The organism is Weissella sp. ESL1139, assembly GCF_058506735.1.
The window spans coordinates 1,513,971-1,537,921 of record NZ_CP196375.1 but is presented as its reverse complement, the minus strand read 5'-3'; the positions used below and the strand labels follow the sequence as shown (position 1 = coordinate 1,537,921).

The window sequence follows — 23,951 nt, the reverse complement described above, 5'->3', positions numbered from 1 at the left end:
ATTTAACATTAAATAAGTAATGTTATAAACAAAAAGATGAAAACGCTTGCAAAACTGTACGTGTACTGTTATATTGTACATGTACAGTTAAAGGAATTCAAAAATGTCAATCTTTGATAGTGGAGGCTAACATGGGATTACAACTAAATGATAACTTTTTGTGGGGTGGTGCGATTGCCGCTCACCAGGCTGAAGGTGCTTGGGATCGAGATGGTAAAGGTGTTTCAATTGCGGACATCTTGACCGCAGGGGCAAACAATAAGCCACGTCAAATTACTGATGGTGTCATTGCAGGCAAGAATTATCCAAATCATCATGGTATTTATTTTTACGATACTTATAAAGAAGACTTAGCTTTGATGGCTGAAATGGGATTTAAAGCTTTCCGAACTTCAATCGCTTGGACACGTATTTTCCCAAATGGTGATGATGAAGAACCAAATGAAGCTGGCTTGAAGTTTTATGATGACTTGTTCGATGAAATGAATCGATTGGGTATTGAACCAGTTGTAACCTTGAATCATTTTGAAATGCCTTACCACTTAGTTAAAGAATATGGTGGTTGGTCAAACCGTAAAGTAATCGATTGTTTTGTTAAGTATGCAACCACTGTGTTCACTCGTTATAACGGTAAAGTTAAGTACTGGATGACACATAATGAAATTTCTAATCAAGCTAATCTAGATGCTGACATGATGAGCGAATTCATGATTTGGACAAATTCAGGATTAAAGTTTGAACAGGGAACGACAGCAACTGAAAAGTTGGCCGCAATGGTTCAAGCAGCCCATTATGAATTGGTTGCTAGTGCAAAGGCTGTTCAAATCGGTCATGCGATTAATCCAGATTATGTTATTGGTGGTATGTTGAATGTCGCACCGCTATATCCAGCGTCACCTAAGCCAGCTGATATGTTAGCGACACAAAAAGCGCGACAATTGCATGACTTTTTCTCAGATGTCCATATTCGTGGTGAATATCCAGCTGAGTTTGAGGCATTTACAAAGCGTACAGGTTTCCGACCTGATATTACTGAAGCTGATCGTGAAAATTTGTGTAAAGGAACCGTTGATTACTTAGCAGTTTCTTACTATAACTCAAATGTTGTCGAAGCTAAGTCGGAAGACGACACTGATTTTGAAGATGTACAAGGTTATCGAGTCGTTGCCAATCCGGAGGTTGAACTTTCTGATTGGGGATGGGCAATTGATCCACAAGGTTTGCGTTATACATTGAATGAATTAAACGATCAATATCCAGGATTGCCAATTATGATTGTTGAAAATGGTTTTGGTGCTTATGACGATGTTGTTGATGGTAAAATTCACGATCAATATCGTATTGATTATTTGAAAGCTCACATTGCTGAGGTTGAAAAGGCAGTTGTTAAAGATGGTATCCCAGTAATTGGTTACTTATCATGGGGACCAATTGATATCGTATCAGCTGGAACCGGTGAGATGAGTAAGCGTTATGGTTACATCTATGTTGATCTAGATGATATGGGTGAAGGATCTGGTAAGCGAATTCGCAAAGATTCATTCGCTTGGTACAAGCAAGTTATTGCGTCACACGGAGTTGATTTATAAAAAAGTTGGGGTGTTAAAAATGGATGATGCACATATGGAAGTTGTAATGGGATTGATTATGCATGGTGGAAACGCCAAGGGTCAAGCATTTCAAGCCATTCAATTAGCAAAAGAGGGTAAGTTTGATGAAGCCGATGAAGCGTTAAAGGCGGCAAGTCAAGAATTGAAGGAAGCGCATGATGTTCAAACCGATATGTTAACCAAAGAAGCACAGGGTGAACATACTAAAATTGATTTGTACATGGTACATGGTCAAGATCATTTGATGAATGCGATTACTTTTAAGGATTTAGCTACAGAATTAATTGCTTTGATGAAACGCGTTGTTGAATTAGAGGGGGACTAAATAGTATGAGTAATGGTTATAAGATGCCAGATGGTTTCTTATGGGGATCAGCAGTTGCAGCACACCAATTAGAAGGTGCCTGGGATGTTGATGGTAAAGGTGTTTCAATTGCTGACGTGATGTTGGCCGGTAATAAAGATACACCACGTAAAGTAACCGATACAGTTGAAAAAGATGGTAATTATCCAAATCACCGTGGAATTGATTTTTATCACACGTATCCGCAAGATTTTAAGATGATGAAAGAGCTTGGTCTAAAAGCTTTCCGAACATCAATTGCTTGGACACGTATTTTCCCAAATGGTGATGAGGACGAACCAAATGAAGCAGGTTTAGCTTTCTATGATCGCATGATTGATGAAATGCTAGCAAACGATATTGAACCAGTCATCACTTTAAGCCATTTTGAGATTCCTTATCATTTGGTAATCGAATATGGGGGCTTTAGTAATCGTAAGGTGATTGATTTCTTCGTAAAGTTTGCTGATACAGTGATTCGTCGTTATGGTGATCGTGTTAAGTATTGGATGACATTTAACGAAATTACGAACCAAACTGCTTGGATGGATCCGCATCCAATGCTACAAAATTCAGGTTTGAAGGATTACCCTGAAGATAAAGCTCAAGAGTTGATGTATCAAGCTTCACATTATGAATTAGTTGCATCAGCATTGGTAACGAAGCATGCCCATGAGATTGCTAAAGAATTAAATGCTGATATCCAAGTTGGTTGCATGTTGTCAATGAACCCAGTTTATCCAGCAACTTCAAAGCCTGAAGATATTTTGATGGCCCAACGCGCAATGCAAACCCGTTATTACTGGGGTGATGTTCATGCAAATGGTTATTATCCTAACTGGTTACGTAACTTCTGGGATCATAAGCATTTTAACATTGATATAACAGCTGAAGATGAACAAATTCTTGCTGAAAATACAGTTGATTACGTTGCCTTTTCTTATTACATGTCATGGACAGTATCTTATACCGGCGATGAATGGTTAGAATACAACGAAGCTGAGAATCATGGGGATAACCCATATTTGCAGAAGTCTGATTGGGGATGGCAAATTGATCCAGTTGGTATTCGTTGGGCTATGAACTGGATGTGGGATCGTTGGGACAAGCCAATGTTTATCGTTGAGAATGGTTTTGGTGCTTATGATGAATTGACTGATGAACATGAGGTTCACGACGATTATCGTATTTCATATTTCCAAAATCATATTAAAGCGATGGAGCAAGCGGTCGTGTTAGATGGTATTCCACTATATGGTTACCTACCATGGTCAGGTATTGATGTTGTTTCTGCTTCAACTGGTGAAATGTTGAAGCGTTATGGTTTCATTTATGTCGATTTGGATGACATGGGTCAAGGAACTGGAAAACGTTATTACAAGGATTCATTTAAGTGGTATCAACGTGTTATTGAATCTAACGGAGCCGATTTAGGTTAGTCGTTGATTGAAAAATATAATAATAATATAAGAAGGAAAATGTTATGGCAAGTTCAAGTAGCGTATTGAATGAGAAGATTATCCCATTCTTCCAGAAACTTTCTGGATCGCGTCATTTAGTAGCTTTGCGTGATGGAATGACTGCTGCGGTACCAATGATTATCATTGGATCTGTCTTTATGATTATCGCGCAGTTCCCAGTTCAAGGCTATCAAGATTTCATGAGTCACACATTTGGTTCTAATTGGGCCAATGTTGTGCAATATCCAACTAATGCCTCGTTCCATATCATGGGACTAGTTGCCGTTGCGGGTATATCGTATAATTTAGCGAAAAGTTATCAAGTTGAAGCTTTTTCTTCAATGATTGTTTCAATTGGTGCCTTTCTTTTAACAATCCCACTAAAAACTGATAAAGCCGGTAACATGTGGGTACCATTGCAACAATTAGATTCATCAGGATTGTTCATTGCTATTTTGGTTGGACTATTTGTTACTGATTTGTATGTTTGGTTAGTTCATAAGAATCTAACTATTAAGATGCCATCAAGTGTGCCACCTGCTGTAAGTAATTCATTTGCTTCATTGTTCCCAGGTGCTTTGGCTTTGATCGTTGTATGGGTTATCCGTATGATTGTTGAAGCAACACCTTTGGAGAGTATTCCAAATATTATTAATTTCTTACTGCAAGAGCCATTGAGTCATTTGAATAACTCATTGCCAGGTGCGATTGTTGTTGAATTGATTATCTGCTTGCTATGGTTCTTCGGAATCCATGGTTCAAATACGGTTAGTGGTGTGATGATGCCTATCTGGTTAGGCGCAATGTCACAAAACGCTGCTGCTGTTCAAGCAGGTAAAGAGATTCCAAACATTGTTACGCAACAATTCTATGATAACTTCATTCACATGGGTGGTTCTGGTGCCACATTAGGTTTGGCCTTTATGATTGCCTTTATAGCTAAGAGTAAGGAACTTAAGACCTTAGGTAAGTTGGTTGTTGGACCTGCTTTGTTCAACGTTAACGAACCAATTATCTTCGGAATGCCAATTGTTATGAATTATCGTATGATTTTGCCATTTATCTTAGCACCAATGGCTAACGTTATTACGACTTACTTCGCAATGTCTACAGGCTTGGTTGCTAAGACGATGGGAGTCATGGTGCCTTGGACGACGCCACCAATTATTTCAGGTTATCTAGCAACAGGTCATATATCTGGTGCGGTAATGCAAATTATTAACATCGTTCTTGATGGTGCTATTTACTACGTATTCTTCCGAGCAATTGACCGTGATCGTTTGAAGGCTGAAAAAGAAGAAGCTGAGCAGGCAGCTGCTTAAAATAGTAAATCAGACATATGGAAGCGTTTACAATGCAATGCTTTCATTGCTATAATATGAACTATAAAGAGTTTAGTCAGTAATAAAAAGAGGAATTATATCATGGCAGATAAGAAAATTATGTTAGCTTGTGCGGCAGGAATGTCAACATCATTGTTAGTTTCAAAAATGCAAGAAGCTGCAAAAGCGGCTGGTAAAGACTATGAGATTTTTGCTAAGTCAACAGCCGATATTGATAATGAATTGTCATCATCAGTAAAGCCAGATGTTCTTTTACTTGGACCTCAAGTAAGTTATATGAAGAAAGAAGTATCAAGCAAGGCTGATGCAGCCGGTGTACCAGTAGATGTCATTAACATGATGGATTACGGTATGATGAAGGGTGACAAGGTTTTGGCAGCTGCGGAAGCTTTGATGTAAACACGAGTGCGACAAAGCTATTTTGAATCTAGTAAAAGAATGTTATTGCGGATTCAGGGTTTTGCCACACGTTTAGACAGCGTGAGGGGGATGAGGCATAAATGTCTCATCCCCCTTTTTGTAAAGGAGGCAGTATGACAAAGAGACAATTAGGGCTATCAATTTATCCTGATCATAGTGATTTTGAACAAGATAAAGCTTATTTGAAATTGGGTCATCAATATGGGTTCACACGTATTTTTATGAGTATGCTGGAAGTAACGGGATCCGCCGAAGAAACGAAGAAAAAATATCAACGGATTGTGGACTATGGCAATGAATTAGGCTACGAAACCATTATTGATGTTGCGCCACGAATTTTTGATCAATTGCATATTTCGTATGATGATTTATCATTCTTTAATGAATTACATGTTGCAGGTATTCGTTTGGATCAATCATTTGATGGGGAAACTGAGGCAATGTTGTCATACAATCCATACAATCTAATTATTGAATTGAATGCCAGCAATAATGTTGATTATTTAAATAACATTATTAGTCATCAAGCTAATGAACCATTTATTTACGGTTGCCATAATTTCTACCCACAAGTTGGTACAGGGTTGCCTTATGATTATTTTGTTGCTTGTAGTGAACGGTTTAAAAAATATAATATTCATTTAGCTGCTTTTGTTGCTAGTCAGGTTGGTAACATGGGGCCTTGGAATGTTAATGATGGTTTACCAACATTAGAGACTGATCGTACCTTGCCAATTGATGTGCAAGCACAGCATTTATTTAGTTCAGGATTAATTGATGATGTCATTATTGGTAATGCTTATGCAAGTGAAGCTGAATTAGCGGCATTAAGTGCTGTTAGTCGTTACCAATTGAATTTGCATGTTAATTTTGTGGCTGACGTGAATCCGATTGAAAAGACGATTGCCTTGGAGCCACAGCATTTCCGTCGTGGTGATATTAATAGTCAGGTTGTGCGGTCAACAATGCCACGGGTAACCTATCGTGATGTTGAAAATAGTCAGCATGATAACGAAACAACCTTCGAGCGTGGTGACATCATTGTAGGTAATGATGATTTTGGTGTCTATAAAAACGAATTACAAATTGTATTAGAACCACACCAAGAAGCAAGAAAGAATAAGATTGGTCATATTAATCAAAACGAGTTGTTTTTGTTAGATTTTATTAAACCATGGACAAAGTTTAAATTAGTGGAAGCATAGGTATTTTGATACTAAATAAGCGCTTATGTTATTAGCAACTAGTCTACTAGCAATGAAAAAAGTAGACAGTTGCTTTTTGTTTTAAAGCCTAAACTATTTTTTTGTTAAGACAATTAACAAAAATGTGTTAAAAACTGAAAACAAGTGATAGAATAGCGTACTAGCGTAAAACAATAATGTAGTTTATGGAGGGGACAAATGAAGTTGTTAAAGCCATATATTGGTAAGTATAAGCTTGATTTGATCATCAATGTGCTGTTGGTTGCTGTGGCGTCATTTGCGATGTTACTACAACCAACATTGTTGAGTAATATTGTACAAGCAATTACTGATGACAATATGAGTAAAGTTAATAAAATTGGAATACAGTTGTTGATATTAGCCGCTGTTGGGATTATAGCTGGAATTTTTAATACAGTTTATGCGGCCAAAATTTCACAAAGTATTGCTGCTAATGTTCGTGAAGGTGCTTATCGTAAGATACAAACCTTTTCATTTGCGAATATTGAAAAGTTTTCAGTTGGAAACTTAGTTGTGCGTCTAACAAATGATGTTAACCAAATTCAAAACGTGTTGATGTTAGTTTTGCAACCATTATTGCGTATGCCGATTCTCTTCATCGGTGGTTTTATTTTAGCCGTAAATTCAATTCCACAATTATGGTGGATTATTATTGTGATGGTTGTTTTGGTTAGCTTGATTGCTTATTTTGTTATTACCAATTTGGGTAAGCGGTTTGGTAAGATTCAAGGCTTGCTAGATCGTGTGAATGCCAAAACTAAGGAAAACCTACAAGGTGTCCGCGTTGTTAAATCTTTCAATCAAGAACGTAACGAAGAATCACGTTTTAATAAAGTTTCTGATGAATTGCGTGATGTTAACGTTCAAATTGGTTATATTTTCGCGGTCGTGAATCCAGCATTCTTGTTTGTTGGTCAAGGCCTAATGGTTGTGGCCATTTATGTTGTTGGTAATATGGTTAGTGCGCAACCTGAATTGTTAGCACAAGTTACTGGTTTTACTAATTATATTATGATTATTATGAATGCTATCGTTGTTGGAGGTATGATGCTTTCATTTGCAACCCGTGCCTTTGTTTCAATGGGTCGTATTCAAGCAATTATGGATACCGAACCAGAGTTTACATTTGATAATGTTGATGAACAAACATTAGATGGTACGGTTGAATTTGATGACGTATCATTTACGTATCAAGATGATGATAAGCCAACGTTAAAGAATGTTTCATTTAAGGCAGATACAGGTGAAATGATTGGTATTGTTGGTGCGACTGGTTCTGGAAAGTCGACCTTAGCACAGCTGATTGCCCGTATCTATGATGCGAGTGAAGGAACAGTGAAAGTTGGGGGCGTTGACTTAAAGCATGTTAATGAACATTCATTGCGTAAGGCTGTATCGTTTGTTTTGCAAAAAGCAACGTTGTTCTCAGGAACAATTGCCGATAATTTCCGTCAAGGATTAAGCAATGCCCAGGAACCTGAAATGCAACGCGCTGCTGACATTGCCCAGGCTTCCGAATTTATTAACCAATATGATGATAAATTTGATCATGTGGTTGAGGAACGTTCGGCTAACTATTCTGGTGGTCAAAAGCAACGTCTATCCATTGCTCGTGGAGTTATTGGTAATCCTAAGATTTTGATTTTGGACGATTCGACTTCAGCTTTGGATGCTCGTTCAGAAAAGTTGGTTAAAGAAGCCTTAGATGAAGATTTGCCTGATACGACTAAATTTATTATTGCTGAAAAGATTTCTTCAGTGATTAATGCTGATAATATTTTGGTATTAGATGAAGGTGAATTAGTTGCATATGGTCCACATGATGAGTTGATGCAAACTTCGCCAGTTTACCAAGAAATTTACGCAACACAAAAGGCAAAGGAGGCAAAAGACGATGACGAATAATTTAAAAGAATCAATTGTGTTCTTTGCTCATTATTTAAAGCGTTTTAAACTTTCGCTGATCTTTATCTTTGTTTTGACAGTGTTTGCAACTTGGGCACAAGTTAAAGCACCTGTTTATATGGGAAATTCCATTACTGAATTATCAAAATATTTGATGACTTATTTAAACCCAGCTACTAAAAATAATGCGAGTTTAAGTGATTTTCATCAGGCATTAGGGATGTTTGGTTTATTCACTTTGATGATTTTGATTGCACTATTCTTAAATGCTTTATTGCAAGCGATTGTGGCACCAAGATCAGTCAATGATATGCGAACAGGTTTGTTTGCTAAACTACAACGAATGACGGTACGCTATTTTGATAATCACCAAGACGGTGAAATTTTGTCACGCTTTACGTCGGATTTGGATAACATCTTTAACGCTATGAACAATGCTTTGTTCCAAATTTTGCAACAAGTTGTGATGTTCATCGGGGTTATCTGGATGATGTTCCGTGAAAGCCCTAAGATGGCTATGGTTACAATGGCAACGACGCCAATTGTAATTATTGTCGGCTTTGTTATTATGATTCAAGCTAAAAAATATGTTGATTTGCAACAAGCTGAAGTTGGTCATTTAAATGGTTATATTAATGAGCAAATCAATGGTGAAAAAGTTATTATCACAAATGATTTGCACGAGGAATCCATTGCTGGGTTTGTTGAACATAATGAAAAGGTCCGCCATGCTATGATTCATGCGCAAGCTTGGTCGAGTGTTTTGAATCCGGTTATGCAAGGACTTGGACTATTTAATTTAGCTATTGTTATTTTCTTCGGCGCAACATTAACCTTATCAGGTGATGTTTCTTCACGTGCAGCAGGTTTGGGATTGATTGTGACATTCGTTTCGTTTTCACAACAATACTTCCAACCAATCTCACAAATTACGTCACTATATAATATGATGCAACAAGCAATGACTGGTGTGCATCGTTTGAATAACATCTTCAAACAAGATGAAGAAGTTAATCCAGAGAATGGGGTTAAGTTTAATGGTATTCAAAATAATATTGCGTTAGAAGATGTTCATTTTGGTTACAATGAGGATCGTGAGATTATTCATGGTATTGATATTGATGTTGAAAAAGGTGAGATGGTCGCACTAGTTGGACCGACTGGATCTGGTAAAACAACCGTGATGAATTTGTTGAATCGTTTCTATGATGTTACTGGTGGTGCTGTTAAGTTCGATGGCGTTGATGTTCGCGATATGGATTTGAAGTCTTTGCGTGCTCATGTCGGTATTGTGCTACAAGAATCAGTATTGTTTGATGGTACGGTTCGTGACAACATCACTTTCGGTAAAACTGATGCCACTAATGAAGAAGTTATTGATGCCGCAAAGCAAGCTAATATTCATGATTTCATCATGACATTAGAAAATGGTTATGATACGGTAATTTCTGATGAAAATTCAGTCTTTTCAACTGGTCAAAAGCAATTATTGTCAATTGCTCGAACAATCTTAACCCAACCAGATTTGTTGATTTTGGATGAGGCTACATCTAATGTTGATACGGTTACTGAAGAACGTATTCAACGAGCGATGGATAATGTTATTGCTGGTCGTACGAGCTTTGTCATTGCCCACCGTTTAAAGACCATCTTAAATGCAGACAAGATTGTTGTCTTAAAGGATGGTAATATTATCGAACAAGGAAATCATGAGACTTTGTTAGCTGAAAATGGTTTTTATGCTGACCTATATAAGAATCAAATGGTTTTTGATTAGTGATATAGTGCACAATCTAGAGGCTAAAACAGTGATATCTGAGTCTTTTTTCTATTAAAAAGTGCTTTTATTTCATTGAATAGGTATGTTGATGTATAATGTACTTGTAAAGTTAATTAAGATGTTGCTTACTAAAAGGGGGATATCATGGGAAAGTTTACCGATAAAGTTGCTATTGTTACAGGTGGTGCTTCAGGAATTGGTTTAGCATCTGTTAAAGAACTTTTGTCTGAGGGGGCAAAAGTTGTGATTGCTGATTATTCTGATCAAGGTACTGAAGTTGCTGCATCATTGGGTGATGACAGCAAAGTTTTGTTTGTTAAAACCGATGTAACAGTTGAAGATCAGGTTAAAAATGTTATCGACACAGCAGTTAGTCATTTTGGCTCATTAGATATTATGGTAGCCAATGCTGGTATTGCACGTGATGGTAACATTACGGATATGTCATACAAGCAATGGTCAGATACGATTGGTATCAATTTGAGCGGTGTGTTCTTGTCAGACAAGTATGCAATTGAGCAAATGCGTAAGCAAGGACACGGTGGTGCGATTGTCAATATGGGATCAATCCACAGCTTTGTAGGTAAGGTTGGTGTTACTGCATATGCTTCTGCCAAGGGTGGTGTGAAGTTGTTGACACAAACGTTGGGTGCAACTTATGCATCTGAAGGCATTCGTGTTAATGCAGTTGCCCCAGGTTATATTGATACACCATTGATTGAAGGTGCTGATAAAGAAGCACTAGTTGCCTTGCACCCAGCTGGACGTCTAGGTAAGCCAGAAGAAATTGGTAAGGTCGTTTCATTCTTAGCAAGTGATGATGCATCATTCGTTAACGGTACGACATTGCTAGTTGATGGTGGTTATACTGCAGTTTAAGAAAGAGCGTGACAAAAGACGTTTTGAATCCGGTGTGTAACGTTATTGGTGCTGATTATGGCCAAAGCGCAGCGACGGACATGATTAGTGCCAATGATGTTACATTGAGGATTCAGTCTTTTGGAACGCGTTTAAGGAAGAGCGAGAGCAAAAGCGGTTTGAACCTGGTGTATAACGTTGTTGGGACCAATTATGTCCGGAGCAACGCGTAGGTCATGATTGGGGTCAATAGCGTTATATTGAAGGTTCAGCTTTTGAGAACGCGTTTATGTTCAAAAGACAAAACAAAACGAGGTTTAGAATTTCTAAACCTCGTTTTTTGTATGCTAATTAATTAGCAGCTGCATAATCAGTTAGTTCTTTAATATAAATAGCTTTCTTTTCGTCGCTAATCCAAGATGTTTCAAAAGCATTGCGTGCCAAGGTAACGATTTGTTCCTTAGTTAAATCATAGGTTTCTGCTAGTGCGTAATAATTATCTGAAATATAACCACCAAAGTAAGCAGGGTCGTCTGAATGAATAGATACCTTTGCTTGACGGTCTAATAGCGATAGGATTTCTTCACCCTTCATCTTTGGTGAAACGTAAGTATTTGATAATGGACAAGATGTCAAACCAATTTGGTGATTAACAACAAAGTCAACTAAATCATCATCTTCAACAATGTTTGTTCCATGATCAAGGCGCTCAACATCCATTTCTTCAAGGGCTTGGCGGATATGCTCAATTGAATCTTTTTGATCAATATCACAATGCGTTGTGAGGTGTAAACCAGCCGCTTTTGCATCTTCGAATTGACGGGCAAATTTTAGCGGTGGATTATTATGCTCATCTGAGTCTAAGCCGATACCGATAAACATGTCTTTATAGGGTAGTGCTTGTTCAAGGGTTTGACGAGCTGACTCTTTAGAAAAGTCACGCAGGAAGCACATGATTAAATCAGCATCGATGTTTAAAGCACGTGCATCAACGATTGCGCGGTGCAAACCATTGATAACGTCTTCAAAGGCAACACCACGACTGGTGTGAGCTTGTGGATCAAAGAAGATTTCGACATGGCGAATATTATTGGTAACAGCGCGTTCTAAATAACTAAACGCAAGATCATAAAAATCTTGTTCATGTTGTAAAACATTCATGGCTGGATAATAGACACCAAGAAATGAAGCTAAATCATCATATTCATATGTTTTTTGGACTTCTTCGATGGTCTTTTGACCAATGTCAATATGATTACGTTCAGCTAATTTTAGTTTTAATTCAGGCTCTAACGTTCCTTCAATATGTAAATGAAGTTCGGCTTTTGGCATATTTTGCGTAAATTCACGTGTGACCGTCATGATGATCTGTATTCCCTCTCTTTGCTTCTTTAGTAACGATATATTGTGATTCTACCATATTGTTTTAGATTAGCAAACTTTTTTAAAAACGAACATTTAATATTGAATTGCTTAATAATGTATGTAATAATTCATTTGTTGATTAAGAATACTTTCATGACATTAGGAGGAGAAGAGTAATCATGAATGATTTTGAGGAATCTAAAAGCCAACCAACTGGCTTTTTAGATAAGACCTTCCACATTTCAGCACAAAACTCGACAGTTAAGCGAGAAGTGTTAGCTGGATTAACGACATTTGTTTCGATGGCCTATATTTTATTTGTTAATCCAAGCATTTTAGGTGCTGCTGGTATGAACAAAGGGGCTGTGTTTACAGCAACCGCACTATCAGCAATCTTAGGTTGTGTGCTAATGGGCGTTTTGGCAAATTATCCGATTGCGATTGCACCTGGATTAGGTGATAATGCCTTTTTTGCGTTTTCAGTTGTTTTGGGGATGGGAATTCCTTGGCAAAAAGCAATGGCTGGTGTTTTCGTGGCGGCAGTATTATTTACGATTTTGTCGTTCTTGAAAGTTCGTGAAAAGGTAATTGATGCGATTCCACAAGATTTGAAGTATGCAATGGCCGCTGGAATTGGTATTTTTATTGCCTTTGTTGGTTTACAAGGTGGGGGATTAATTGTTGATGATAAGTCTTCATTAGTTGCCATTGGTTCATTAACGGTACCAACAACTTGGTTGACCATTTTTGGTGTATTCGTGATTGCAATTTTAATTGCTAAGCGTGTGCCAGGCGCTATCTTCATTGGAATCTTAGCAACCGCAATTTTAGGATTGGTCACTGGTTTGATTCCCATGCCTGATCAGATTATTTCATCTGTGCCTAGTTTAAAGCCTACTTTTGGGGTTGGTATTACACATCTACCATCGATGCTTGATCCGCAAATGTGGGCCGTTGTCTTAGTATTCTTACTAGTTGCCTTTTTTGATACAGCTGGTACGTTGATTGGTTTGGCGCAACAAGCTGGTATTATGAAAGATGGCAAAATGCCTCGAATTGGTCGTGCACTGGTTGCCGATTCTGTTTCAATGTTGGGTGGTGCTGTCATGGGAACAACACCAACTTCAGCATATGTTGAATCGTCTGCGGGAATCTCAATTGGTGGTAAGACTGGATTAACAGCTGTGACAACAGGTATTTTGTTCTTGTTCAGTTTGTTTTTCTCACCATTGTTAACGGTTGTGACTGATCAAGTGACCGCACCAGCTTTGATTGTGGTTGGTGTCATGATGGCATCAGCATTGCGTGAAATTCACTGGGATGAGTTTGAATTAGCATTGCCAGCATTCTTAACAGTTGTTGGGATGCCTTTAACTTATAATATTTCATACGGAATTGCTTTTGGATTTTTGACTTATCCAATTTTGATGACGGCAGCTGGTCGTCGTAAAGAAGTCAACGGTATTATGTGGTCGATGTTAATTGTCTTTGTAATATTGTTATATGTTTTGAATGTGTTGCCAAAACAATAATTAAAGGGGAGTTTTAGAGGGAGTAAAATGACAGAATTATCAGAATTGAAGGATTATATTGATGCTGGCGCGGCAACGATTCCTGCGGATACCGTAATTGAAAATGGTACTTTGGTTAATGTTGATACCGCTGAATATTATCAAGCAGATGTTGCTATTTTTCGTGGCAAAATTGTAGCCGTAGATGCAGATGTTTCTGACTATGTTGGTGGTGAAACAAAGCATATTGATGCAACTGGCAAGTATATCGTGCCTGGTTTGATTGATGGCCACATTCACGTTGAGTGTAGCAAGTTGAGTTTGACGCGCTTTTCACAGGCGGTTGTACCACACGGCACGACAAGTATCGTGTCAGGACTTGATGAATACATTTCAGTGGTGGGCTTAGATGGTTTAACAGAAATATTTGATGAATTGGCATCATTGCCATTGAAAGTATTCTGGGGATTGCCATACAAGACGCCTTACACGATTCCGGAATCAACAGTTGCCTACAATGTTAATGGCGCTGATCATGATAAGTATCAAGCATTACCACAAACATATGGTGTCTGGGAAACGGTTCGTGAATCAATTCAGACAAAAGATGAAGATACACTAAAGGCTATTTTAGCTGCGCAAAAGTACCATAAACCAATTTTTGGTTGTTCACCAATGGCTACTGGTAAAGATTTGAATCAATTTTTGATGGGTGGCGTACATGTTGATCATGAAAGCTACAGCCACGAAGAGTTCTTAGAAAAGGCTCGCAAGGGATTGCATGTGGTGATTCGTGAATCGTCTGTAACTAAGTTTTTAGCTGAAAATATTAAGGCAATTACTGAAAACACGGCAAATGTTGCGCGTCACACTAGTTTTTGTACTGATGATGTGAATGCTAATGATATTTTAGAAAATGGTCATTTAGATCACATGGTACAGTTAGCAATTCAAGCAGGTGTTAGTCCAATGACAGCCATCCAAATGGCAACAATTAATGGCGCTGAAGCTTACCATGTTGATGATCAAATTGGGTCAGTCGCACCGGGTAAGCAAGCAGATATCTTATTGGTTGATAATCCAACTAGCTTTAATGTTGAAACAGTTATTAGTAAGGGGCAATTAGTGACACTTGCTGGTCAAACTGAAATGGCATTTTTGCCACCCAAGCGTAGTGAAGCTATTCAAAATACTATTCGCCATGCTGCAATGACTGCGGATGATTTTGCTTATCATGTTGATACGGATGTTACGCAGGTAGAGGTCCAAACCATTAACAGTATTGGACCGTTTGTTCGTAAACGTTTAGATGTAACTTTGCCAGTTGTTGCTGGTGATGTTCAGCCTAGTGTTGAAGACGATGTTGCACTAGCTTCAGTTATTGAACGTTACGGTATTAATGGTAATCATGCGCGTGGTTTCATTTCAGGTTGGTCAATTAAACGTGGGGCAATTGCAACAACAATGGCACCAGACGATAATAATTTGGTTGTTGCTGGTGTTAATAATGATGATATGGCACTAGCTGCTAATACGCTCATTAAGTGTGGTGGTGGTCAAGTTGTGGTCGTAGATGGTGAAATTGTATCACTACTTGAATTGCCAATTGCTGGTATTAACACTGATTTGACGCCAGAAGAATTAGCAACAAAAGAGGTTGCTTTAAAGGAAGCCGCTCGTGAATTAGGTAGTCAGTTGCCAGATCCATTATTCTACCTATCATTTTTGCCAATTACATCAATTCCTGATTTGGCATTAACGGATGGGGGTAATGTGGATTATCCTAATTTGAAGTACTTTGATCCAATTCTTGCGCTTCGATAAACTAGCATGCGACAAAACAGCATACTGATAATTAAACAGATTGGAACGTTTATGTTCCAGTCTGTTTTTGTTTAAAGACAAATAAAAAACGGCTATTAGTAAACTAACAGCCGTTTCGATAATTACTGCTCTGGCTGGGTTCGAACCAGCGACCTCCTCATTAACAGTGAGTTATTCTACCACTGAACTACAGAGCAAAAATGATTGTATTAAAATAGATAATAAACATAATTGATTTAATTATGTAACTGCTCTGGCTGGGTTCGAACCAGCGACCTCCTCATTAACAGTGAGTTATTCTACCACTGAACTACAGAGCAATAATTATTGACTCAACAGATTTAACTATACAACGTCTTTAATTAAAAAGCAACCATTAAAATGAAAGTTTTTTAATTTTAATTTGTTGTGTTAACCTTGCTAGTTGGTGCGCTAATTAGCGCATGCATTTAATATACATGTCGTAAAATTAAAAGTCAACTACATAAATGAAAATAATTTAATGTTGTTCATGATAACGGGTGATATGATTAGTAAATAAACACTAAAAAAAGCGAATTAAACAAGAAAAAATGTGATTTAATTGGTATGATAGAGGTAATAAATAACAATTAGGAGGCGGTACAAATGGCTGACTTTCAAATAATGGGGATGCCCGTGTGGGTTTATTCTAAAGATATTGATACAAAAGGCACGATTGTCCGTGCTCAATTGATTCAAGGACATGTTGGTGAAAGTTTTTCGATTGATCCACAAGATATAGATGGTTATCGATTTGTTTCATCAGAAGGCACACTAACAGGTGTTTTTTCAGAAAAAGATATGTTTACAGTAACTTTCTTTTATCAGCGTGAAAATGTTGCTGAAACAGAGTCGTTGACTAATAAGTATTTGCATATTTTTACTGAAGTGCAACCGGTTATTTCCGTACAAGACCAAACAGCAACTGGTCAAAAATTATGGCCAGGAACAGTCGTTAAAGCATCTGAACGCATGGCATCTAAAACTGGTGAGTTTTGGTATCAATTAGCTGATTCAAGATGGGTGAAGTATGACATGAAGGCCATGAAGTTAACTAATGATGATGGACGCAGCCAGCAACCAGCCATGGAATGGCAACCAGCAACGGAGTGGCAGCCAATTCCGTACGCAGTTAATGGGGTAATCGATTATATTCCAGGTGCAAGTGTTACTGTTTATTCACAACCATATGGACGTGAAATTGGTAAGATTGCGCACGGTACGGCTGTAGAGGTGATTGAAAAAGTTATCGATACAGCACGGGTTACTTGGTATCACGTTGCACAACAAGGCTGGATTTCTAGTATCTACGTGAAACTAGGTGCGTAATAATATTAGGGAGATACAATGACAGAACCGTTAATTTTAAAACCAACGTTACATGAAAAAATTTGGGGTGGCACAGCGCTACGTGATGAGTATCATTTAGATATTCCTTCAGAAACAACTGGCGAAGCTTGGGTGATTTCTGGTCATCCCAATGGCGTTGTCACAGTGACCAATGGTCAATACGCTGGCAAGTCTGTTGCTAAATTATGGCATGATGAACCAGAATTATTTGCTAATCGAGATGTTGATCGACCTTTCCCACTATTGGTGAAAATTTTAGATGCGCATCAAGATTTATCAGTACAAGTACATCCTGATGATAATTATGCTAAAGCACATGCTGGTGAGTTGGGTAAAACAGAGTCATGGTATATCTTAGATGCAAAACCAGGCGCAACCATCTATTATGGTCATACTGCACAAGATAAGGCGGCGTTTGACCATGCAGTTGATACAGGTGATTGGGATAATTTGTTGCAGAAGGTACCAGTTAAAGCGGGTGATTTCTTCTATGTGCCATCAGGAACGCTACATGCGCTAGGTGCGGGTGTTGTGACGTTAGAATCACAACAATCTTCTGATGTAACATATCGTGTCTATGATTTTGATCGCGTAAATGCCAAAACAGGTGAGAAGCGTGATTTACATTTAGAGGATGCCAAAAATGTGACGACCGTACCATTTGTGCCAGAAAAGCCAACACAAATTGTGTCAAATGTTGGTGACTTGACGATGACTAATTTAGTGTCAGCCCCATATTTTAATGTTGTAAAATGGGAAATTGCAGGTAAGTCGACGATGCAGGCTGTGGCACCTTATACATTAGCAACCGTCGTTGAAGGTGAATTAGATTTAATTATTGATGGTGTTACGTATCATCTGGCTAAAGCAGGTAGCTTTATTTTGCCAAACGATGTTAAATCATGGACTTTGAAGGGACACGCAACTTTGATTACAAGTACGCCGGGACCTAAGTCATTATAACTTGAAAAGTAATCGTGAAACGCCAACGTTTTTTAACGGTGGTGTTTTTATTTGATGAAAATGGTAAAATTTGTTACGTACTTAAATAAGCAATAAAAATACGAGATAAAAAATAAGCGTGACTAACTGACACGATTAGGAGGATGGCATGAGCCTTAAAAGTGGATTAGCAACTTTTGTTGGTAAAAGTACCCACACATTGTTGCACAGCGTTTTACATCGTGGTGGTACATCTTTACCAGGTAAATTGGCAACAAAAATCGATCCCAACGTCATGACGCATTATGCTGAAAAATATGATGTGATTTTAATTACCGGAACTAATGGAAAAACTTTGACAACAACGTTAACGACACGTGTTTTACGTGAAAAATATCGTGATGTGATTACTAATCCTTCTGGATCAAATATGATGCAGGGGATTACGGGAACCATGTTAACTGCAAAAATCAAAGATAAGCAGCAACGACCAATCGCATTGCTTGAAGTTGATGAAGCTAATGTGGAATCAGTGGCACGTCAGTTGAAGCCTAAAGCATTTGTGTTGACCAATATTTTCCGTGATCAATTAGACCGGTATGGTGAAATTTATACAACGTATGACAAAATTTTGAAGGGAATTCGTTTGTTCCCTGAAGCGACAGTCATTGCAAATGCTGATTCACCAATTTTTATGCGTGGTGATTTACCAAATCCAAAGGTTTACTTTGGTTTCAATCATTTGCCAGCGACTGGTAGTATGCGCGCACCACATAATACAGATGGGGTGCTTTCACCAACTGATAACTCAATTTTACGTTATCATTTTATGACGTTTGGTAATCAAGGTGATTACTTTTCAACGACTGATGATTTTAAACGACCAGTGCTTGACTATGCCGTTACCAAATTAAATAAATTGACGCCAATATCATCAAATTTTGATATTGATGGCAAAACCTATCAAATTGAAATTGGTGGTATGTATAACATTTATAATGCGTTAGCTGCGTATGCAGTTGGTCGCTTTATGGGGGTTTCAGCTGAGCAAATTCAACATGCCTTTTCATCAAATGCCCAAATCTTTGGCCGCCAAGAAGCCGTTAAGGTAAAAGATAAAGAAGTTACCATTGTATTAATTAAGAATCCAGTGGGGGCTAATCAGGTTATTGATATGATGAAGACTGATGATCAACCATTCTCAATGATTGCGTTGTTAAATGCTAATTATGCCGATGGTATTGATACAAGTTGGATTTGGGATGCCAATTTTGAGTCGTTACATGATACTGGTATTCAAGCTGTGGCTACCGGTGGTGAACGTTATAAAGATTTGTATGTTCGTTTGAAAATGGCTGGTTTTGGTGATCATCCTGTTTATAAAGATTTGCAACAAATTGTGACGGCGATTGAAAGTATGCCAACGAAGCGCGTTTATATTTTAGCTACTTATACGGCAATGCTACAGTTACGAGATACGTTAAAGCAACAAGGCTACATCAATACGGGAATGGGGGATTAAATCAATGGCTGAATATGAAATTAATGCCGCACATTTATATGGTGATTTAATGAATACCTATGGTGACTTTGGTAACATCGTTGCCTTGCGTTACTATGCCCAACAAATCGGTGTTGATGTGTACCAACATATCGTGTCGTTATCAGATGATTTTAATGCTGATGATTATGACTTTGTGTTGTTTGGTGGCGGTCAAGACTACGAACAAATGGTTGTTGCGGATGATTTACCTTCGAAGGCTGATGCTTTGAAAGCCTATATTGAAGACGGTGGTCCTTTCTTAGGCGTATGTGGTGGCTTTCAATTGATTGGTCAATATTTTGTTTTGGCTGATGGTACGAAGGTTAATGGGATTGGTGCCTTGAGTCATTACACATTGAATCAACCTGATGGGCGCTTCATAGGTAATGTGACGATTAAAGATGAAGTTAATAACTTAGAGTACCATGGTTTTGAAAATCACCAAGGACGTACTTTCTTGGGGGATGATGAACGTCCTTTGGGAAAAGTTATCCAAGGAAAAGGTAACAACGGTGAAGATGGCGGTGAAGGATTAGTATACAAAAATGCGTATGGTACGTATTTCCATGGTCCAATTTTAACCCGTAATGGTAATTTAGCTTTGCATATGTTACAAATCATTTTGAACCGCAAGTACCCAGAAGTTGATTGGCAAGCTAAAATTGCAACAATTACACCAGAATTTTTCTAAGATTATTGAACAACATTATAAATTAAGACGGGGAGTTTAGTAGGACACCCGTCTTTTTTTTATTTACAATTTTGTTATACTAGAATGGAGTGTAAACTGTAATCTTTACATGAGGAAGGCAGGAGAAGAATGGCGCAATTATTTTTTCGCTATGGCGCAATGGCAAGTGGTAAGAGCATCGAGATTTTAAAAGTTGCTCATAATTATGAAGTACAACAACGGCATGTGCTATTGCTAACCAGTGCCTTGGACAATCGTTCCGGAGCAGGTGAGATTGCTTCAAGAATTGGGATGCAACGTTCAGCACGTGCAATTAAAGCAAATGATGATTTGTTTGCGTTGATTAGTAATCAAGATAGTATTGCAGCGGTGCTAATAGATGAAGCCCAATTTATGACGAAAGAACAGGTGCTAGAGTTAACGCGGGTCGTAGATGAATTAGACATACCAGTGTTAACCTTTGGCTTGAAAAATGATGCGTTTAATCAACTATTTCCTGGCTCAGAAGCCTTACTTATCTATGCCGACAAGATTGAAGAAATGAAGACACTTTGTTCGTTTTGTGGACGTAAGGCAGTCATGAATTTACGGTTTTCAAATGGTCAACCTGTTTATGAAGGTGAACAAGTTCAAATTGGTGGTGACGAAGCATATATGCCCGTATGCCGGAAACATTATAACCATCCGGATTTAGAGGCGTTAGCTCGTCGTACAGCAATGAATAATCAATAAGGTAAATAAAGGGATAGAACATTATGGATGAAATTTTTGAAAAATTGCAATCTGTTGTGGATCGTTATGAAGAAGTCAGCGAAATGATTTCTGATCCAGAAGTGATTGCAGATACAAAACGTTTCTTAGCGTTATCTAAAGAAGAAGGTAGCCTACGTGAAACTGTTGAAAAGTATAAACAATATAAGAAGATTGTTAATGATATCGATGAAAATGATCAAATTTTGCGTGAAGAGGCCAATGATTCAGAGCTAGCAGAGCTAGCAAAAGAAGAGCTAAAAGAATTACATGCGCAAAAGGAGTCACTTGAAGAAGAACTAAAGATTTTGTTGCTACCTAAGGATCCTAATGATGATAAGAATATTATCATGGAAATCCACGGGGCTGCTGGTGGTGATGAAGGTGCTTTGTTCGCGGCTGATTTGTATGACATGTATTCACGTTATGCTGAAAAAGAAAATTGGCAAGTTGAAATCATCGATGAAAACAAAACTGAAATCGGTGGTTATAAAGAAATTGTTTTGATGATCACGGGTGATAATGTGTATTCAAAATTAAAGTTTGAAAATGGTGCCCACCGTGTGCAACGTGTGCCCGAGACAGAATCAGCTGGACGTGTGCACACGTCAACAGCTACTGTTGGGGTTATGCCAGAATATGAAGATGTTGATATCGAAATCGAAGATAAAGATTTGCGTGTTGATGTTTATCGTTCATCTGGTGCCGGTGGCCAGCACATTAACAAGACGTCATCAGCTGTACGTATGACTCACTTGCCTACCGGTATTGTTGTTGCGATGCAAGATCAACGTTCACAGCAACAAAACCGTGCCAAGGCAATGGAAATTTTGAAGGCGCGTGTTTACGATTATTATGCTTCACAAAACGAGGCTGAATATGCTGAACAACGTAAGACGGCGGTTGGAACTGGTGATCGTTCAGAACGTATTCGTACGTATAATTATCCGCAAAATCGTGTGACTGATCACCGGATTGGTTTGTCATTAAATAAACTAGACCGGATTATGAACGGCGAATTATCTGATGTGATTGATGCCTTATTAATTGCTGACCAAACAGCTAAATTAGAAGCATTAAAGCAAGGATAAAAATATGTTTGATGAACAATGGACCATTCAAGCAGTTCGTGAATGGGGTGATTGGCAACTAGAACCTTATATCCATGATGAAACAGAGCGTATGTCACAAATTGACTACTTGCTAACTGGTATGATGGATTGGAATTATGCCCAATTAGCCAACAATCTTAATACGGTATTAGAGGATGAAAAACGATTACGGTTTATGGTGGCTGTCCGCGCAATCAAAGGTGGTCAACCAGTTCAATATGCTTTAGGACATGCTGCTTTTTATGGTCGTGAGTTTAATGTTGATCGACGTGTGCTAATTCCACGTCAAGAAACTGAAGAATTAGTTGAATGGATTTTAAAAGACCATCGTCATCAAGAAAACCAACAAGTGTTGGATATTGGTACTGGTTCCGGTGCCATTGCGGTAACACTGGGTGCAGAGCATCCTAATTGGCAAATTATAGGTTCCGATATTTCTGAAGACGCTTTGGCAGTGGCAAAAGAAAATGCAACATTATATGCACCTAATGTTCAATTTTTGACAAGTGATTTGTTTACAGATGTAACAGGTACATTTGATATTATTGTTGCGAATCCACCTTATATTAGTCGTGACGAAGAACAATTAATGGACGAATCAGTTGTTGTGTTCGAACCAGATTTGGCGTTATATGCAGATGATGATGGGTTAGCATTATATAAAAAAATGGCAATCGACCTACTTGATTACCTGAAGCCTGGTGGTGCAGCTTATTTTGAGATTGGTTATCAACAAGGTGAAGCTTTGGTGGATTTGTTTTCATCATTGCCAAATGTGCAGGTAACTTTGCGCCAAGATTTAAGTGGTCATGATCGAATGATTAAAGTATTGCGGGAGATGTAGAAAAAATGACAGAAACAAAAATATGGACGGTGGATGAAATGGACGCGGCGGCGCGAGCCATTAAGCGTGGTTCATTGGTGGCTTTTCCAACAGAAACAGTTTATGGATTAGGGGCTGATGCTTTTAATGAAACAGCTGTTGGCAAAGTGTATGCAGCGAAAGGACGTCCTTCAGATAATCCTTTAATTGTGCACGTTGCTGATCCAGAACAAGTTGATGAATTTGCCGTGGTGAATGAACGTGCGAAGGCATTGATGTCAGCTTATTGGCCAGGTCCATTGACCATGATTTTGCCAGTTAAACCAGGGGCATTATCAATGACTGTTACAGGTGGTTTGGATACAGTGGCTGTTCGTCTACCAGATAATGATGCAACACGCCAATTGATTCGTACTAGTGGTAAACCACTTGTTGGCCCTTCAGCAAACACGTCAGGTAAGCCATCACCAACTTTGGCTACGCATGTGTACCATGATTTGCATGGCAAAATTGCGGGTATTTTGGATGATGGTCCAACTAAGATTGGTGTTGAATCAACGGTCCTTGATTTATCAACTGATACACCAGCTGTTTTGCGTCCTGGTAAAATTACACCAGCTCAAATTGAAGCGGTGATTAAGACACCCGTTGATTCTGAAGTTCACCATGTGGCTGATAATGAAACGCCTAAAGCACCTGGTATGAAGTATCGCCACTATGCACCTGATAAAGATGTTTACATGGTGGCCCCAGAAGACTGGACTCAGGCAATTATTTGGATGCAAGCACAACTAGAGCCAGTTGGTTTAATGATGACGAACGATTTAATCGTGCAACATCAACTAGCTGGTATGGATTTTGTTTGGTCACTAGGTGATAATAATGAGACGGCTGCTGCCAAGTTGTTTGCAGGTCTACGTTATTTTGATGATAAAAAAGATGTGCAAACCATTTTGGTTGCTGCAATGCCACAAGTTGATGCTAATGGTGCTTACAATAATCGTTTGGGTAAAGCATCTGGTGGGCACTGGATTAGTGAACTATTAAATGATTAATCTGATTTGACTGACAAGG

At 38.4% G+C, this 23,951-nt stretch carries 20 protein-coding genes and 2 tRNA genes; 19 read left to right on the top strand and 3 right to left on the bottom strand.

What is annotated here, in order from left to right:
• The first annotated feature begins 131 nt into the window (after positions 1-131).
• The 9 genes from ACSYSF_RS07605 to ACSYSF_RS07565 all read left to right on the top strand — a co-directional run bounded on the left by ACSYSF_RS07605 (position 132) and on the right by ACSYSF_RS07565 (position 10,966).
• Positions 132-1,589: a 6-phospho-beta-glucosidase gene (locus tag ACSYSF_RS07605; protein WP_489867416.1), complete on the top strand. Its 1,458-nt coding sequence runs from the start codon at positions 132-134 to the stop codon at positions 1,587-1,589.
• A gap of 19 nt (positions 1,590-1,608) precedes the next feature.
• Complete coding sequence (locus ACSYSF_RS07600) at positions 1,609-1,935, top strand: PTS lactose/cellobiose transporter subunit IIA (RefSeq protein ID WP_489867415.1); 327 nt, start codon at positions 1,609-1,611, stop codon at positions 1,933-1,935.
• Positions 1,936-1,940: 5 nt separating this feature from the next.
• The gene (locus ACSYSF_RS07595; protein ID WP_489867414.1) at positions 1,941-3,392 is read left to right on the top strand and encodes a 6-phospho-beta-glucosidase; all 1,452 of its coding nucleotides are present in this window, start codon (positions 1,941-1,943) and stop codon (positions 3,390-3,392) included.
• Positions 3,393-3,436: 44 nt separating this feature from the next.
• Positions 3,437-4,735, top strand: a complete 1,299-nt coding sequence (gene celB / locus ACSYSF_RS07590; RefSeq protein ID WP_489867413.1) for a PTS cellobiose transporter subunit IIC — start codon at positions 3,437-3,439, stop codon at positions 4,733-4,735.
• Between the two features lie 102 nt (positions 4,736-4,837).
• A complete protein-coding gene (locus ACSYSF_RS07585) occupies positions 4,838-5,155 on the top strand; it encodes a PTS sugar transporter subunit IIB (protein ID WP_489867412.1) in 318 nt (105 codons plus the stop codon).
• A 134-nt stretch (positions 5,156-5,289) separates the two neighbouring features.
• On the top strand, positions 5,290-6,381 hold the full coding sequence (locus tag ACSYSF_RS07580; protein ID WP_489867411.1) for a DUF871 domain-containing protein: 1,092 nt from the start codon (positions 5,290-5,292) through the stop codon (positions 6,379-6,381).
• Between the two features lie 198 nt (positions 6,382-6,579).
• On the top strand, positions 6,580-8,307 hold the full coding sequence (locus tag ACSYSF_RS07575) for an ABC transporter ATP-binding protein (RefSeq protein WP_489867410.1): 1,728 nt from the start codon (positions 6,580-6,582) through the stop codon (positions 8,305-8,307).
• A complete protein-coding gene (locus ACSYSF_RS07570) occupies positions 8,297-10,084 on the top strand; it encodes an ABC transporter ATP-binding protein (RefSeq protein WP_489867409.1) in 1,788 nt (595 codons plus the stop codon). Before ACSYSF_RS07575 ends, ACSYSF_RS07570 begins: the two co-directional genes overlap by 11 nt.
• Before the next feature lie 147 nt (positions 10,085-10,231).
• Entirely contained in the window at positions 10,232-10,966 is a 735-nt protein-coding gene (locus ACSYSF_RS07565; RefSeq protein ID WP_489867408.1) for an SDR family NAD(P)-dependent oxidoreductase, read from the top strand.
• Positions 10,967-11,296: 330 nt separating this feature from the next.
• Here ACSYSF_RS07565 and add read toward each other — a convergent pair whose 3' ends face one another.
• Positions 11,297-12,307 carry an adenosine deaminase gene (add, locus tag ACSYSF_RS07560; protein WP_489867407.1) on the bottom strand — a complete coding sequence of 337 codons (1,011 nt, stop codon included), beginning with the start codon at positions 12,305-12,307 and terminating at the stop codon, positions 11,297-11,299.
• A gap of 182 nt (positions 12,308-12,489) precedes the next feature.
• On the opposite strand from add, the gene ACSYSF_RS07555 reads away from it, so the two are divergent.
• Positions 12,490-13,842, top strand: coding sequence for an NCS2 family permease (locus ACSYSF_RS07555; protein WP_489867406.1), 1,353 nt, complete (start codon positions 12,490-12,492; stop codon positions 13,840-13,842).
• A gap of 27 nt (positions 13,843-13,869) precedes the next feature.
• Positions 13,870-15,645 (top strand): adenine deaminase C-terminal domain-containing protein, encoded by a 1,776-nt coding sequence (locus tag ACSYSF_RS07550; RefSeq protein WP_489867405.1) that lies wholly within the window; start codon positions 13,870-13,872, stop codon positions 15,643-15,645.
• A gap of 125 nt (positions 15,646-15,770) precedes the next feature.
• On the opposite strand, the gene ACSYSF_RS07545 is transcribed toward ACSYSF_RS07550, so the two are convergent.
• Positions 15,771-15,842 (bottom strand) — tRNA-Asn (locus tag ACSYSF_RS07545).
• Positions 15,843-15,893: 51 nt separating this feature from the next.
• Positions 15,894-15,965: transfer RNA gene (locus ACSYSF_RS07540), tRNA-Asn, on the bottom strand.
• A 307-nt stretch (positions 15,966-16,272) separates the two neighbouring features.
• Between ACSYSF_RS07540 and ACSYSF_RS07535 the strand changes: the two genes are divergently transcribed.
• The 8 genes from ACSYSF_RS07535 to ACSYSF_RS07500 all read left to right on the top strand — a co-directional run bounded on the left by ACSYSF_RS07535 (position 16,273) and on the right by ACSYSF_RS07500 (position 23,932).
• Positions 16,273-16,995 (top strand): MucBP domain-containing protein, encoded by a 723-nt coding sequence (locus tag ACSYSF_RS07535; protein ID WP_489867404.1) that lies wholly within the window; start codon positions 16,273-16,275, stop codon positions 16,993-16,995.
• Positions 16,996-17,013: 18 nt separating this feature from the next.
• A complete protein-coding gene (gene manA / locus ACSYSF_RS07530) occupies positions 17,014-17,979 on the top strand; it encodes a mannose-6-phosphate isomerase, class I (RefSeq protein ID WP_489867403.1) in 966 nt (321 codons plus the stop codon).
• Between the two features lie 148 nt (positions 17,980-18,127).
• Positions 18,128-19,480: a DUF1727 domain-containing protein gene (locus ACSYSF_RS07525; protein WP_489867402.1), complete on the top strand. Its 1,353-nt coding sequence runs from the start codon at positions 18,128-18,130 to the stop codon at positions 19,478-19,480.
• Positions 19,481-19,484: 4 nt separating this feature from the next.
• Positions 19,485-20,192 carry a type 1 glutamine amidotransferase gene (locus tag ACSYSF_RS07520; protein ID WP_489867401.1) on the top strand — a complete coding sequence of 236 codons (708 nt, stop codon included), beginning with the start codon at positions 19,485-19,487 and terminating at the stop codon, positions 20,190-20,192.
• A gap of 129 nt (positions 20,193-20,321) precedes the next feature.
• Positions 20,322-20,924 (top strand): thymidine kinase, encoded by a 603-nt coding sequence (locus ACSYSF_RS07515; protein ID WP_489867400.1) that lies wholly within the window; start codon positions 20,322-20,324, stop codon positions 20,922-20,924.
• A gap of 23 nt (positions 20,925-20,947) precedes the next feature.
• A complete protein-coding gene (gene prfA, locus ACSYSF_RS07510) occupies positions 20,948-22,033 on the top strand; it encodes a peptide chain release factor 1 (protein ID WP_489867399.1) in 1,086 nt (361 codons plus the stop codon).
• Positions 22,034-22,037: 4 nt separating this feature from the next.
• Complete coding sequence (prmC, locus tag ACSYSF_RS07505; RefSeq protein WP_489867398.1) at positions 22,038-22,898, top strand: peptide chain release factor N(5)-glutamine methyltransferase; 861 nt, start codon at positions 22,038-22,040, stop codon at positions 22,896-22,898.
• A 5-nt stretch (positions 22,899-22,903) separates the two neighbouring features.
• Positions 22,904-23,932 (top strand): L-threonylcarbamoyladenylate synthase, encoded by a 1,029-nt coding sequence (locus tag ACSYSF_RS07500; protein ID WP_489867397.1) that lies wholly within the window; start codon positions 22,904-22,906, stop codon positions 23,930-23,932.
• Positions 23,933-23,951: the final 19 nt, after the last annotated feature.

Bases quoted from the DNA above. Each gene is read 5' to 3' on its own strand.
- celB (WP_489867413.1), top strand. From the start codon at position 3,437: ATGGCAAGTTCAAGTAGCGTATTGAATGAGAAGATTATCCCATTCTTC.
- ACSYSF_RS07555 (WP_489867406.1), top strand. From the start codon at position 12,490: ATGAATGATTTTGAGGAATCTAAAAGCCAACCAACTGGCTTTTTAGAT.
- add (WP_489867407.1), bottom strand. From the start codon at position 12,307: ATGACGGTCACACGTGAATTTACGCAAAATATGCCAAAAGCCGAACTT.
- ACSYSF_RS07570 (WP_489867409.1), top strand. From the start codon at position 8,297: ATGACGAATAATTTAAAAGAATCAATTGTGTTCTTTGCTCATTATTTA.
- prfA (WP_489867399.1), top strand. From the start codon at position 20,948: ATGGATGAAATTTTTGAAAAATTGCAATCTGTTGTGGATCGTTATGAA.
- ACSYSF_RS07535 (WP_489867404.1), top strand. From the start codon at position 16,273: ATGGCTGACTTTCAAATAATGGGGATGCCCGTGTGGGTTTATTCTAAA.
- ACSYSF_RS07565 (WP_489867408.1), top strand. From the start codon at position 10,232: ATGGGAAAGTTTACCGATAAAGTTGCTATTGTTACAGGTGGTGCTTCA.
- ACSYSF_RS07595 (WP_489867414.1), top strand. From the start codon at position 1,941: ATGAGTAATGGTTATAAGATGCCAGATGGTTTCTTATGGGGATCAGCA.
- ACSYSF_RS07500 (WP_489867397.1), top strand. From the start codon at position 22,904: ATGACAGAAACAAAAATATGGACGGTGGATGAAATGGACGCGGCGGCG.
- ACSYSF_RS07605 (WP_489867416.1), top strand. From the start codon at position 132: ATGGGATTACAACTAAATGATAACTTTTTGTGGGGTGGTGCGATTGCC.
- ACSYSF_RS07525 (WP_489867402.1), top strand. From the start codon at position 18,128: ATGAGCCTTAAAAGTGGATTAGCAACTTTTGTTGGTAAAAGTACCCAC.
- prmC (WP_489867398.1), top strand. From the start codon at position 22,038: ATGTTTGATGAACAATGGACCATTCAAGCAGTTCGTGAATGGGGTGAT.
- ACSYSF_RS07550 (WP_489867405.1), top strand. From the start codon at position 13,870: ATGACAGAATTATCAGAATTGAAGGATTATATTGATGCTGGCGCGGCA.
- ACSYSF_RS07515 (WP_489867400.1), top strand. From the start codon at position 20,322: ATGGCGCAATTATTTTTTCGCTATGGCGCAATGGCAAGTGGTAAGAGC.
- ACSYSF_RS07575 (WP_489867410.1), top strand. From the start codon at position 6,580: ATGAAGTTGTTAAAGCCATATATTGGTAAGTATAAGCTTGATTTGATC.
- ACSYSF_RS07585 (WP_489867412.1), top strand. From the start codon at position 4,838: ATGGCAGATAAGAAAATTATGTTAGCTTGTGCGGCAGGAATGTCAACA.
- ACSYSF_RS07520 (WP_489867401.1), top strand. From the start codon at position 19,485: ATGGCTGAATATGAAATTAATGCCGCACATTTATATGGTGATTTAATG.
- ACSYSF_RS07580 (WP_489867411.1), top strand. From the start codon at position 5,290: ATGACAAAGAGACAATTAGGGCTATCAATTTATCCTGATCATAGTGAT.
- ACSYSF_RS07600 (WP_489867415.1), top strand. From the start codon at position 1,609: ATGGATGATGCACATATGGAAGTTGTAATGGGATTGATTATGCATGGT.
- manA (WP_489867403.1), top strand. From the start codon at position 17,014: ATGACAGAACCGTTAATTTTAAAACCAACGTTACATGAAAAAATTTGG.